Below are 13,399 nucleotides of genomic sequence, written 5' to 3'. Positions count from 1 at the left end.
TAGTCAAATTTGACTAAGAGGGGGAGTGGTGAGGACGTTGACGGACGCGATCGTCATGACAGGCGTGCACAAGAGGTACGGGGAGAAGCGCGCCCTGGACGGACTGGACCTCGCGGTCCCGCGCGGCACGGTGCACGGCCTGCTCGGCCCCAACGGGGCGGGCAAGACCACGGCGGTACGGGTCCTCGCCACGCTGCTGCGGCACGACGGGGGCCGGGTGGAGGTGGCGGGACACGACGTGCGCACCCAGGCGTACGAGGTGCGGCGGCGGATCGGACTGCTCGGCCAGCACGCGGCGGTCGACGAGGAGCTGAGCGGCCGGCAGAACCTGGAGATGTTCGGCCGCCTCCACCACCTGGGCGCGCGCCCGGCCGGGGCCCGCGCCGACGAACTGCTCGACCGGTTCGGGCTCGCGGACACCGGCCGCAAGGCGGTCGCCCGCTACAGCGGAGGGATGCGGCGGCGGCTCGACCTGGCCGCCTCGCTGATCACCGATCCGGAGGTGCTGTTCCTGGACGAGCCGACGACGGGTCTCGACCCGCGCGGCAGGACCGAGGTGTGGAGCGCGGTCCGCTCGCTGGTCGGCGGCGGCGCGACCGTACTGCTCACCACGCAGTATCTGGAGGAGGCCGACCAGCTCGCCGACCGGATCTCGGTGGTCGACGGCGGGCGGGTGGCCGCCGAGGGCACGGCCGACGAGTTGAAGGCGAGGGTGGGCGGCGACCGGATCGACGTCGTCGTGCGTGATGGGACCGAGTTGGGCGCCGCCGTCGCGCTGATCGGCGCGGACGCCGCCGTGGACCCGGACCGACGGCTGATCAGCGCACCGGCCCGGGACCGGATGGCGGCCCTGACCCGGACCGTGCGCGCACTGGAGGAGGCGGGCATCGAGGCCGAGGACATCACCGTGCGCCGCCCGACCCTGGACGAGGTCTTCCTCGCCCTCACCGAGGACGGCGTCGAGGAGCGGACGGGGGTGGCGGCATGAGCGCGGCGAGCTGGGCGGTGACCGACTGCTGGACGATGACCCGGCGTGAACTGGCGCACTGGGCGCGGCAGCCGGTGCAGGTGGTCGTCGGGCTGGTCTTCCCGGTGATGCTGCTGTTGATGTTCAACTACCTGGTCGGCGGTGGTACGGGCGTCGACGGCGACAACACCGAGTTCCTGGTGCCCGGGACGCTGGCGCTCACCATGGCGTTCGGCCTGGAGTCGACGATGCTGGCCGTGACCCGGGACCTCGGCAAGGGGGTCGTCGACCGGTTCCGCTCGATGCCGATGGCCTCGGGCGCGTTCCTGGTCGGGCGGAGCGCCGCGGACATGCTCCAGTCGGTGGCCGGGCTCGCCGTGATGATCGCCGTCGGCCGGGCGGTCGGCTGGCGCTGGCACCACGGGGTGCTCCCGGCGCTGGGCGCGGTGGGGCTCCTTCTGCTGCTGCGGTTCGCGATGCTGTGGATCGGCATCCTGCTGGCGCTGGTGGCGGGCCGGCCGGAGATGGTGCAGGCCGTGCAGATCCTGATCTGGCCGGTGGGCTTCCTCTCCAACGTCTTCGCGACGCCCGGGTCGATGCCGGGATGGCTGGGCGCGGTCGTCGAATGGAACCCGATGTCGGCGACGGCCACGGCGGTGCGGGGACTGTTCGGCAACCCGGGTGCGGTGACGGACTCCTGGGCATCGGCCCACGCCGAACTGCTCGCGGTGGCCTGGCCGGTGGCGCTGCTCGCGGTGTTCCTCCCGCTGGCGGTACGGAAGTTCGCCCGACTCAGCCACTGACCCGGCCCGGGTGACCGGCTGCTCCGCCACCCGAGCGCCCCCGTGCCCGGCCGACCCACCGCACAGGCCGTCCGGTGCGATCGCTGCGTCCGGTGCGTCCGGTGCGATCGCTGCGTCCGGTCGTTCGGGAGGCCGAGTCGTGGAACGGACGGCCGGGGCCGGGAACCCCGGGGGCCGGGGGCTCTGGGGGCCGGGGGCTCTGGGCCGGGCCGTGACGGGGACGCGGCGGCGGGTGCGGGCCCGCCCCGCCCCGGCCGTCCGTTCCACGCTCAGGGAGCGCCCAGCATGGCCAGCGAGAGGCGGGTCAGCTCGGCGGACACCTCGGCGGGGGTGACCTGGCGGGGGCGGCGGCTGTGGTGCGCCATCAGCTCGTTGCACGAACCGATCGTCACCACGACCGTGACACCGTGCTCACGGTCGGCGGCCTCGCCCCGGCTCACCGCGCGCTCGGCCTCGGCGGTCAGGAACTCCACCCAGCGGTTGCGCCACATCAGCAGGTGCTCGTCCACCCGGTGGCTGACCCCGAGCACTTCGACGAACGCCACCCGGGCGGCCCGCGGGTCCCGGGTGACCGCCAGCACGTACGCGTCGAACAGCAGGGCGACCCGCTCCCGGGTGCTGCACTGATCCATGCCCTCGGCCAGCAGCGCGCTCTCCGCCGCGCGCAGCCCGCAGGACGTCACCTCGTCGTGCAGGGCGATCAGCAGGGCCTCCTGCGAGGTGAACTCCTGGTGGAACTCCCGCTCCGACACGCCCGCTTCGGCGCACAGGTCCTCAAGTGCCGTATGTACGTACCCACGAGAGGAGAAGAGTTCGCACCCGGCCGCGAGAAGCCGCTCACGGCACCTGAGCCGGTACTCGTCGCTTCTCGCGTTCTCCCGGAACTCCTCGTCCGATACGGCTCGCTGCTTCGCCAAGGCATCCACAACCGGTCCTCCTCGATCTGGTGCGACACGGACGGCAACCACGGGCTGCCCGGCCTCGGTTGAGCGGGACGCGGGTGCCGGGGAGGCTCTGCCACCTCTGCGCATACCCCTGCACTATTGTCCTCGCTCGGCCCCTGGCCAGTGCCTCTGACACGGTCGCCACCCCATCGGGTGAAGCGGCGCGGCGGGGTGACGAGGGGGCCGGTCAGTGGTGGAAGGCGGTCAGCGCTTCCTTCTTCCGCCCGTCCTGGGCGGCCCGCCGGGGCTGCTCACGCAGCTCGGGCAGCAGTCGGCGCAGATCGTCCACCAGCAGCGCGGCCAGGTCGGACGAGAAGCCGTTGCGGCACACCACCCGGAGCACCGACAGGTCCTGGCGGTTGGCCGGGAAGGTGTACGCGGGCACCAGCCAGCCGTGTTCGCGCAGTCGCCGTGACACGTCGAACACGTCGTAGTTCCGTACGTCCGGTGTCGTCGTCAGCGCGAACACCGGCAACTCGTCGCCCCTGGTGAGGAGCTGGAAGTCACCCAGGTCCTCGATGCGTTCGGCGGTGGCGCGTGCGATGTCCCGGGCCGTCTGCTGGACCGCCCGGTAGCCCGCCCGGCCCAGCCGCAGGAACGTGTAGTACTGCCCCACCACCTGGGCGCCGGGCCGGGAGAAGTTCAGCGCGAAGGTCGGCATGTCACCACCGAGGTAGTTCACCCGGAAGACCAGTTCCTCGGGGAGTTCGGCGGGCGAGCGCCACAACGCCCAGCCGACGCCCGGGTAGACCAGCCCGTACTTGTGTCCGGACGTGTTGATCGAGGAGACCCGGGGGAGCCGGAAGTCCCAGACCAGGTCCTCGTCGAGGAACGGCGCGATCATCGCGCCGGACGCCCCGTCCACATGGACCGGGACGTCGAGCCCGGTGCGCTCCTGGAGGTCGTCCAGGGCGGCGCAGAGGTCCGCGATCGGCTCGTAGGAACCGTCAAAGGTGGAACCCAGGATGCCGACCACCCCGATGGTGTTCTCGTCGCACAGCTCGGCGGCGGCCTGCGGGTCGAGATGGAAGCGGCCGCCCTCCATCGGGACCTGCCGTGCCTCCACCTCCCAGAAGTTGCAGAACTTCTCCCAGCAGACCTGCACATTGATGCCCATCACCAGATTGGGCCGGGCGGTCGAGGGATAGCGGTCGGCGTTGCTGGTCGCCCAGCGCCGCTTCAGCGCCAGACCGGCGAGCATGCACGCCTCGCTGGAGCCGGTCGTCGAACAGCCCACCGCGGCCGAGGGATCGGGGGCGTTCCAGAGATCGGCGAGCATCGCCACACAGCGCCGTTCCAGCTCGGCGGTGCGCGGGTACTCGTCCTTGTCGATCATGTTCTTGTCCTGGCACTCACCCATCAGCCGCGCGGCTTCGGGCTCCATCCAGGTGGTGACGAAGGTGGCCAGGTTGAGCCGGGAGTTGCCGTCGAGCATCAGCTCGTCGTGGACCAGCCCGTACGCCGTGGACGGGGGCAGCGGGCCGTCCGGCAGCCGGTGCCGGGGCGGTGCCGACGTCATCTCGGCCGTGGGGTCGGCCTCCCCGAAGAACGGGTTGAGGGCGAGCCTGCGCCGCTCGTCGGACGTCTCGTCACCGTGCGAACCTCGGTGCAGCGCCATCTGGGACCGCTTCCTCTCGGCGTGGGTGTCGACCGGCGACCGGGGCGTGGACACGCGGACGCCCCGGGCGGCCGAACGGGGCGACGCTCCGCACCCACGCACCGATCACAAAAATTCCGACAAATCATGCGAAGCCGACGGTACGTGCGTTTCCGCTGCCGGGCGCGTCGACCGCCCGCCCGATCACCGCGTCAGCCCGGACCGCCCCGGCCGATCACCGGAACGGGGCAGAGACGGCGGACGCCACGGCCGACGCCCCACTGCCTCCCGCGCCTTCCCCCGCCGCCCTCCCGTACTCCGGCGGACGGCGAGCGGAACTCCGTCCAGCACACGCGGCCTGAGCACCACGTCCACGAACCCGGGGGCGGGCCCGGCCGACCCCGCTGGGGCGTGCTCTTCGGTGGCGCCTCCTGTTCACCCCGTTGCCCCGCTCACCGCTGTGTCCATCCCCACGCGGCCCACTGGAACCGGGGGCGGACCCGTGGCGTTGATAGCTTGGGGCGGCCATCGCCGCTGCCCGTCGAACGATCCTGGAGCCCCGGACCCTTGAATACGCTTGCGCTCGGACCGAGCTGGCTGGACCCGGACCATCTGATCGGTCAGTTCGGGCTGATCGGCGTCCTCGTCATCGTCTTCGCCGAGTCCGGACTGCTGATCGGCTTCTTCCTGCCCGGTGACTCGCTGCTCTTCACGACGGGTCTGCTGGTCACGACGGACAAACTGCACACACCGCTGTGGCTTGTCTGCGTGCTGGTGGCGCTGGCGGCCGTGATCGGCGACCAGGTCGGCTACCTCTTCGGCCGCAAGGTGGGACCCTCGCTGTTCAAGCGGCCCGACTCCCGCCTCTTCAAACAGGAGAACGTGGAGAAGGCCCACGAGTTCTTCGAGAAGCACGGCCCGAAGTCGCTGGTCCTGGCCAGGTTCGTCCCGATCGTCCGGACGTTCACGCCGATCATCGCCGGTGTGAGCCGGATGAACTACCGCTCCTTCATCACGTACAACGTCATCGGCGGTGTGCTGTGGGGCGTCGGGGTCACCCTGCTCGGCGCCGGGCTCGGCAGGATCGACTTCGTGCACCAGCACATCGAGATGATGCTCGTCCTGATCGTGCTGATCTCCGTGGTGCCGATCGCGATCGAGTTCCTGCGCGCCCGAGGCACGTCGAAGAAGGAGCGGGACGCGGCGGGAGCCGCCGACGGTGACGACGCACCGGAGCCGGGCGCGGCCGGCGGGCCGGGGGACGACCCTGGCTTCGGCCCCGGTCCGGGACCGGGCTTCGGACCGGCGGGGGACGGTTCGGGGTACGGGCCCGGTGGTGCCGGTGGTACCGGTGGTTTCGGCCCGGCGGACGGGACGGGTTTCGGTCCGGCCGACGGAGTGGGGTACGGCCCGGGTAACGCGACCGGCTACGGCCCGCCCGACGGCCCGGGACAGGGCTCCGGATACGGTCCGGCGAGCGGTGCCGGGCAGGGCTTCGACCGGGGACGGGGCGCGGGCCCGGGTGCCGGTTCCGGTGCCGGCTACGGGCAGAACCAGGGAGCGGGGGCTGGATACGGGCCCGGTTACGCGTCCGGTCATGGGTCCGGTCACGGGCAGGACGCGGGCCAGGAGCAGGGGTACGGGCAGACGCCGGGCCAGGAGCGGGGGTACGGACAGACGCCGGGCCACCGCCCGCAGCCGGGGCAGGAGCGGGGGTACGGACAGACGCCGGGCCACCGACCGCAGCCGGGGCAGGCCCCGCAGCGGGGGCCGGGGCAAGGCGCCGCCTACGGGCCGGGATACGGGTCCGGCGTGGGCCAGGGGCCCGTACCGGGCGCGGGTCAGGGCTACGGCCGCGGCCCGGGTCAGGGACCCGACCGCGGTGTTCAGGGTGGCCCCGGCCGTCCGCCGCAGCCCGGTCAGGCGCAGGGAGCCGCGTACCCGCAGGGCGCCGGGTACCCGCAGGGTCCCGGTCCCGGGTTTCCTCAGGGTCCCGGTCCCGGGTATCCGCAGGGAGGCCCCGGACAGGGGCGCCCGCCCTACGCCCAGGGCCCCGGCCGTCCGCAGCAGCAGCCCGCGCCGGGGCAGGCGCGGCAGCCCGGTCACGGACACCAGCAGCACCCCACCCCGCCCGGTTACGGGCAGGGACAGCGCCCCAACCCGCCCGGTTACGGGCAGGGACAGCCGGGAGCCGGACACGGGCAGGTCCAGGACCTGGGCCGGAACCCGGACCCCCACTACGGGCAGGGCGGGAACCACGGCCCGCGTTACGAGCCCGCCCCCGCCCCGGCTCCCGGTTACGACCAGCCGCAGCCGCCCCTGCCCCAGCCGCCCCGGCCGCCGTCACCCGACCAGGGACCCGCGTACGGCCAGAACCAGAGCCAGAACCAGAACCAAGGGCCGGGGCCCGATGACGATCAACCCCCCGGCCAGCGCGGCGGACGGCACGCCAGGCGCTGACCCGCACCACCCCGTACCCCACCGGGACACCCGCAGCCCGCCCCCGGTATCCGTATCCGTCCCGGGGGCGGTTCGCGTACCGCCCCCCTTCGGAAGCCTCTTCGGAGGCGGTCCTCAGAAGCCCCTGGTCCGCTTCGCCGCACGGCGGTTCGCCCCGCCGACCGCCCCCGGCACCCGCATGAACAGCCGGGAGATCTCGCTCCCCAGGTTCACCCCGATCGCGATGGCCAGCGCCGTGGCGACCGCCGTCGACAGGGAGGTGAGCCCCGCGACCAGGTCGTTCTGCGCCACGCCCAGCAGACCGAAGTACGTCGCCGAACCGGGCAGCAGCGGACCGATCGCCGCCGTGATGAACGGCAGCGACGACGTGTACCGGTACCGCGAGAACAGCTGCCCGAACAGCCCGACCAGACCGGCCGCGACCGCCGTGGACGCCACCGGTGAGATGCCACCGGTCCGGGCCATCGCCCCGAAGACCACCCAGGCCACACCGCCGTTGAGGGTGACCGCCAGCACCGTGCTCCGCTCCTGCTGGAGCAGGACGGCGAACGCCAGCGTCAGCAGCATCGCCGCGAGGATCTGCCACACCGGCCGGTCGACGACGACGAACCTCGCCTCCGGGTTGAGCTGCGCCCCCAGCTGGACCCCCAGATAGAGGATCAGCAGCACCCCGGCCACGATGCCGATGAAGAAGTACATGACCTCCAGGAGCCGGGCACCCGCCGTGATGTAGTAGCCGGTCAGCCCGTCCTGGACGCCGGCCACCAGGGCCCGCCCCGGCAGCAGGGCGAACAGTCCACCCGTGATGACCGCGGACGGGCGGACGTCCGTCAGATGCGTCAGCGTCAGCGCCACCCCCATCGCGGCGGGCGGCATCGCCGCGGCCACGAACTGGTAGAACTCCGGCAGCCCGCGCCCCGCGCACATCCAGGCGAGCCGGTCCCCGAGCATCGCGCCGACCGCCGCCACCACGAAGACCAGCAGCTTGCCGCCGACCAGCACGGACGCCGCCCCGGCCAGCCCGCCGCTGGCCAGCGTCAGTACCCAGCCGGGGTACGGATGCCGGTTGCGGCGGATCTCGGCGAGCCGCCCGTAGGCGTCCTCCAGGGACACCTCGGCGTCCTCGGCGGTGATGTCGTCGATCAGCCGGAAGACGGCGGCCAACCGGGTGTAGTCGGTGCCCCGGCGACGCACGGTCCGGCTGGCCGTCACCGGATCGTCGACCAGCGACGGCTGGTGCGAGATCGACAGCAGGGTGAACGTGACCGTCGGCTCCGACCGGTCGAGACCGTACGAACGGGTCACGGCGAACATCGCCGCCTCGACGTCCTCCGCGCCCTCCCCGCCGGCCAGCAGCAGTTCCCCGATGCGCAGCGTCAGGTCGAGCACCCTCGGCACCGCCGGGCCCGCGTCGTCGGTCCGCTGCACGATGTCCGGCGCGGGCCGCTCGGTGACCGGCATCCGCAGCATCGTGCGCATCCGGTCCTGCCAAGGGGCCTCCTTGGTCAGCCGGATCATCGGAATGCCCTGCGCGGGGGTGAACGCGGGCGGCTGGTGCTGCTGGGCGTGGTACGACCGGGGCGGTACGAACGCCGAGCCGCCCGTGTCGGAGCCGGACCCCGGCCCCGTACCACCGGAACCGTCGCCCGCGCCCCCACTCGCGCCCGTGCCGGACGGGTCCGCGCCGAAGCCGGAGGGGACGGCGAACTCCGACGTGGGGTGTTCGCCGTCGGGCTGATGCCCGGAACGTTCCGTCCCGGCCGGTGGTACGAAAGCGCTCCGCGCTTCGTCGGACTGGGGCTTCTGGCCCTCGGGGCCGCCCTCTTCCGCCACCACTGGCCCTCGTTCCTCGTCGGCTGCGCGTTCTCGGTTGCGCGCCTGCCCAGTATGGCCGCGGACATGGGCACGCACACGGAACGGGCGGCACACCCGTAGAGGTGTACCGCCCGTTTCCCGGCCGTTCCGCGATCCCCGGAATCAGTGCTTCCGGGGGACCCCGGCGACGGGGTCGGCGCGTCGGCGTGTCAGTGCGAGCCGCCCTGCGCCTCAAGACGCTTGTAGGAGGCCTCGATCTCGGCCTCCGCCTCGGTGCGGCCGACCCAGTCGGCGCCCTCGACGGACTTGCCGGGCTCCAGGTCCTTGTAGACCTCGAAGAAGTGCTGGATCTCCAGGCGGTCGAACTCCGAGACGTGGTGGATGTCGCGCAGGTGCTCCACCCGGGGGTCGGAGGCCGGCACGCACAGCAGCTTGTCGTCGCCACCCGCCTCGTCCGTCATGCGGAACATGCCGATGGCGCGGCACTTGATGAGGCAGCCGGGGAAGGTCGGCTCGTCCAGGATGACCAGCGCGTCCAGCGGGTCGCCGTCCTCGCCGAGGGTGTTCTCGACGAAGCCGTAGTCCGCCGGGTAGCTGGTCGAGGTGAAGAGGCGACGGTCCAGACGAATCCGGCCGGTCTCGTGGTCCACCTCGTACTTGTTCCGCGAACCCTTCGGGATCTCGATGGTGACGTCGAACTCCACGGGTGGTTCCTCCATGATCAACACTCGGACCGCCTCGATGGGAACGGCCCTGCGACTGGTGGTTAAGTGTCCCCCACGCAGATGTGTGCTCGCGAAAGGGGCTGGTCAACGGTGGCCGAGCCGGTGAAGAGACCGTCGATCAAGCCGTTGAAAAACATGTGGAACGGGTCGAACCGGGCGTACGGGCCGGGGCACTGGCAGCTCGTGACCGGCTCCGCGGTGCTCGGTCTGGTACTCGCGGCCGGCGCCGCCCTCGCCGCCGGCCCCTGGGACTCCGGTCAGCGTAAGGCCGAGCGGGACTGGGCGGTCGCCCATGACCACACAGGTGGCGTACATCACGGACGTACCGTGCTCGCGGGCCCCCGCCCCGCCCCCAGCGCACCCGCCGTCCTCGCCCCGCTGACCCGCACCACCGGCCTCGGGGCGCCGGACGCCGCCGACACCCCCGGCCGGCTGCGCCGCACCCTCACCCCGCTGCTGAAGGCCGGAGGACTGGGCACCCTGCGCACCGCCGCCGTCGTCGACACGGCCACCGGGGTCCAGTTGTACGAGAAGGGCGCGGGCACCCCGATGACGCCCGCCTCCACGGTGAAGATCGCGACCACGGTGGCCGCGCTCTCGGCCCTCGGCCCCGAGCACCGCATCGCCACCACGGTCCACGCGTCCCCGGACTCCCGCACCCTCACCCTGGTCGGCGGCGGCGACCCCACCCTCGACCGGGCCGCCCTGCGCGCCCTCGCCGCCGGCGCGGCGCGCGCCCTGCGGCCCAAGGGTGTGACCGCCGTCCGGCTGACGTACGACGCCTCCCGCTACGACGGCCCCGCCCGGCACCCGATCGGACCGAACGAGAACATCGCCCCGGTCGGTGCCCTGATGATCGACGAGGGCCGCCTCGACAGGACCGACTCGGGCCCCGCCCCGCGCACCGACGACCCGGCGGGCGACGCCGCCCGCGCCTTCGCGGACCTGCTCGCCGACGCGGGCGTCCGCACCACGGGCACCCCCGCCCCCGGCCGCCCCGCCGCGCGCTCCACCCAGGTGGCCGAGCATCTGTCCGCGCCGCTCTCCGCCCTCGTCGAGCGGGCCCTGACCAACAGCGACAACGACATCGCCGAGGCCCTGGCCCGGCAGACCGCCCTCGCGGCCGGTGAGCGCGCCGACTTCGACGGCGCCGGACGGGCCGTCACCGCCCGCCTGAAGGCGCTGGGCCTGCCCACGGCCGGTACCCGGTTCGCCGACGGCAGCGGGCTCGACCGCCGCGACAAGGTGACGGCCGGGCTCCTCACCGCCCTCCTCACCCGCGCCGCCGACCCGGCCCACCCCGAGCTGCGCCCCGTCCTCACCGGTCTGCCCGTCGCCGGTTTCAGCGGCACCCTCAGCGACCGCTACACCGGAGGTTCCAGCGGTACGGGACTGATCCGGGCCAAGACCGGCACCCTCACGGGCGTGAACACCCTCGCCGGGACGGTCGTCGACGCGCACGGCCGACTGCTCGCCTTCGCGTTCATGGCGTCCGGCACGACCTCCGCGGGTGAGGCCCAGTCCGACCTGGACCGACTCGCCACCGCGCTGACCACTGCCGCCCGATGAGCCGGGCGACACCTCACCGCCGCCGGGCCCGAGCACGTACGGTTGACGCATGACGAGCGTCGGTGGTGCCCAGATGGTCGACTGGAAGCTCGCGGTTGCGACCGCGACCCGACTTGTGCGGCCGGGGCCCGACATCAGCCGCGAGGAGGCCCGCGCCGTCGTCGCGGAGCTGCGACGGCATGCCAGGGCCTCGGAGGAACACGTCCGTTCGTTCACCCGGATGATCCCCGAGGGTGACTCACCGGAGGACACCCCTGTCCTGATCGTCGACCGGGTCGGCTGGATCAAGGCCAATGTCGAGGGCTTCCAGGAACTGCTCCGCCCGCTCCTGGACAAGATGGGCGAACGCCGTGGCGGCGGTCCCGGCGGGGCGGTGCTCGGCGCGGTCGGCGGCAAGGTGACCGGTGTCGAGCTGGGCATGCTGCTGTCGTTCCTCGCCTCCCGGATTCTCGGGCAGTACGAGACGTTCGCCCCGGCCGGGCGGGAGCTGCCGGGCTCCGCCGCCGGGGGCAGGCTGCTGCTGGTCGCCCCGAACATCGTTCACGTCGAGCGGGAACTCGACGTGGACCCGCACGACTTCAGGCTCTGGGTCGCCCTCCACGAGGAGACCCACCGCACCCAGTTCACCGGGGTCCCGTGGCTGCGCGACCACCTCCAGGGCGAAATCCAGTCGTTCCTCGACGAGACCGACGTCGATCCGATGACCTTCCTGGAACGCCTCCGGGAGGCCGCCCAGAGTTTCGCGGGCGGCAGCCGTCCCGAGGGCGAGGACGGCGAGGACGGCGGTCACAGCCTCGTGGAGGTCGTCCAGTCCCCCGCCCAGCGCGAGATCCTGGGCCGCCTCACCGCGGTGATGTCCCTGCTCGAAGGCCACGCCGACTATGTGATGGACGGTGTGGGGCCGGAGGTCGTGCCGTCCGTCGGCGAGATCCGCGAGAAGTTCCAGCAGCGCCGGGCGCGCGGCGCGGGCCGCCTCGACCAGGCGCTGCGCAAGCTCCTCGGCCTCGACGCCAAGCTGCGGCAGTACCGGGACGGCGAACGTTTCGTGCGCGCCGTGGCCGACGAGGTCGGTATGGACGGGTTCAACCGGGTATGGACCTCGCCGAACACACTTCCGACCAAGGCGGAGATCGCCAAACCGGCGGATTGGATCGCGCGGGTGCACCGCAAGGGGGACGCCTGAGCACGCCCTGGCAGGTGTCCGAGGAATGCCTCTCAATCACCCATCCGAGGGACCGTAGGGGCATGGGTTGGCGTGCAATGCTCGACGGACGACTTGGTTCTGTCACCATCGACGCACTCTGAGTGACGGGGCTCTCCCGTCCCGCTCTCCGAGGCATCCCCCCAGAAAACTTCACGAAGGGCACCGGACATGGGTCCTCATCCTGCGGTCGCGGCGATACGCCTGGCGGTCCGCCGCGTACTCCACGACGTACTCGCCCAGCACGCCGCCTACTCCGCCGCGCGTCCCGAACCGGACGCGTACTCCGAACTCGCCGAAGCGGGCGCGGGCCGACCCCGCGCGGCCTCCCACGAACGCGCCGCGCTCCTCGAACGCCCCGATACCCCGCTGGTGCTCGTCGCATGCTCCGGCGGCGCCGATTCCATGGCCCTCGCCTCCGCCCTCGCCTTCGAGGCGCGCAAACTCCCCGTCAGGGCGGGCGGCGTCACCGTCGACCACGGCCTCCAGGCCGGCTCCGGGACCCGCGCGGCCGAAGTCGTCGGCCGACTGACGGCCATGCGGCTCGACCCGGTCGAAGCCGTCGCCGTGCGCGTCGGCCGCGAAGGCGGCCCCGAGGCCGCCGCCCGGGACGCCCGCTACGCCGCCCTGGACGCGGCGGCGGAACGCCACGGCGCCAGCGCCGTCCTCCTCGGCCACACCCGCGACGACCAGGCCGAGACCGTGCTCCTCGGCCTCGCCCGGGGTTCCGGCATCCGCTCCCTCTCCGGCATGGCGGCCAGGTCGGGCCCCGCCGACCGCTACCGTCGCCCCTTCCTCCAGCTCGACCGGCAGACCGCCCGCAAGGCGTGTCTGGTCCAGTCGCTGCCCGTCTGGGACGACCCGCACAACATCGACCCCGCCTACACCAGGTCCCGGCTCCGTCACGAAGGACTGCCCGCCCTGGAGAAGGCCCTCGGCAAGGGCGTCGTCGAAGCCCTCGCCCGTACCGCGCACCTCTCCCGCGACGACGCCGACGCCCTGGACTCCTGGGCCGCCGACGCCGACCGGTCGGCCCGCGACGAGGCGGGCCAGCTGGACTGCTCCAAGCTCGCCGGACTGCCGCCCGCCGTGCGCCGCCGCGTGCTGCGCCGGGCCGTCATCCACACCGGCGCCCCGGCCGGTTCGCTCTTCGCCCGGCACATCGAGGAGGTCGACCGCCTGCTCACCGACTGGCGCGGCCAGGGAGCCATCAACCTGCCCGGCCGGGTCGAGGCCCGACGGCAGGGTGGCAGACTGGTGATCCGGCAGAGCTGAAAGCGCAAGCGGCTGACGTGCAGGCGAGACAGCCGCGCCGGAC

Annotated in this window: 9 protein-coding genes and 1 pseudogene; 6 read left to right on the top strand and 4 right to left on the bottom strand. The window is 72.8% G+C overall.

Features of this window, described 5'->3' with window-relative positions; all coding sequences use genetic code 11:
* Positions 1–37: 37 nt before the first annotated feature.
* Together PZB75_RS12835 and PZB75_RS12830 are read left to right on the top strand one after the other, a co-directional pair.
* Positions 38–988: an ATP-binding cassette domain-containing protein gene (locus tag PZB75_RS12835; RefSeq protein WP_275538688.1), complete on the top strand. Its 951-nt coding sequence runs from the start codon at positions 38–40 to the stop codon at positions 986–988.
* Positions 985–1,770: an ABC transporter permease gene (locus tag PZB75_RS12830; RefSeq protein WP_275535433.1), complete on the top strand. Its 786-nt coding sequence runs from the start codon at positions 985–987 to the stop codon at positions 1,768–1,770. Before PZB75_RS12835 ends, PZB75_RS12830 begins: the two co-directional genes overlap by 4 nt.
* A gap of 269 nt (positions 1,771–2,039) precedes the next feature.
* On the opposite strand, the gene PZB75_RS12825 is transcribed toward PZB75_RS12830, so the two are convergent.
* Together PZB75_RS12825 and PZB75_RS12820 are read right to left on the bottom strand one after the other, a co-directional pair.
* Positions 2,040–2,687 (bottom strand): TetR/AcrR family transcriptional regulator, encoded by a 648-nt coding sequence (locus tag PZB75_RS12825; protein ID WP_275538687.1) that lies wholly within the window; start codon positions 2,685–2,687, stop codon positions 2,040–2,042.
* 214 nt (positions 2,688–2,901) lie between these two features.
* A complete protein-coding gene (locus PZB75_RS12820) occupies positions 2,902–4,332 on the bottom strand; it encodes a glutamate decarboxylase (protein WP_275535432.1) in 1,431 nt (476 codons plus the stop codon).
* Positions 4,333–4,878: 546 nt separating this feature from the next.
* Between PZB75_RS12820 and PZB75_RS12815 the strand changes: the two are divergent.
* Positions 4,879–5,562, top strand: a pseudogene (locus tag PZB75_RS12815) (VTT domain-containing protein); the annotation flags it as partial.
* Between the two features lie 1,323 nt (positions 5,563–6,885).
* Here the strand turns inward: PZB75_RS12815 and PZB75_RS12810 are convergent.
* Both PZB75_RS12810 and PZB75_RS12805 read right to left on the bottom strand, forming a co-directional pair.
* Positions 6,886–8,607, bottom strand: coding sequence for a threonine/serine exporter family protein (locus tag PZB75_RS12810; protein WP_275535431.1), 1,722 nt, complete (start codon positions 8,605–8,607; stop codon positions 6,886–6,888).
* A 188-nt stretch (positions 8,608–8,795) separates the two neighbouring features.
* On the bottom strand, positions 8,796–9,290 hold the full coding sequence (locus PZB75_RS12805; RefSeq protein WP_275535430.1) for an inorganic diphosphatase: 495 nt from the start codon (positions 9,288–9,290) through the stop codon (positions 8,796–8,798).
* A gap of 156 nt (positions 9,291–9,446) precedes the next feature.
* On the opposite strand from PZB75_RS12805, the gene dacB reads away from it, so the two are divergent.
* The 3 genes from dacB to tilS all read left to right on the top strand — a co-directional run bounded on the left by dacB (position 9,447) and on the right by tilS (position 13,356).
* A complete protein-coding gene (gene dacB / locus PZB75_RS12800; protein ID WP_275538686.1) occupies positions 9,447–10,880 on the top strand; it encodes a D-alanyl-D-alanine carboxypeptidase/D-alanyl-D-alanine-endopeptidase in 1,434 nt (477 codons plus the stop codon).
* Between the two features lie 49 nt (positions 10,881–10,929).
* Positions 10,930–12,063, top strand: coding sequence for a zinc-dependent metalloprotease (locus PZB75_RS12795; protein ID WP_275535429.1), 1,134 nt, complete (start codon positions 10,930–10,932; stop codon positions 12,061–12,063).
* A gap of 189 nt (positions 12,064–12,252) precedes the next feature.
* The gene (gene tilS / locus PZB75_RS12790) at positions 12,253–13,356 is read left to right on the top strand and encodes a tRNA lysidine(34) synthetase TilS (protein ID WP_275535428.1); all 1,104 of its coding nucleotides are present in this window, start codon (positions 12,253–12,255) and stop codon (positions 13,354–13,356) included.
* The last annotated feature ends 43 nt before the right edge of the window (positions 13,357–13,399 follow it).

Origin of the sequence: Streptomyces sp. AM 4-1-1, assembly GCF_029167625.1 — a bacterium.
Taxonomy (GTDB): Bacteria; Actinomycetota; Actinomycetes; order Streptomycetales; family Streptomycetaceae; genus Streptomyces.
The sequence above is the reverse complement of the archived record's forward strand: the minus strand, read 5'-3'. Positions and strand labels throughout refer to the sequence as shown.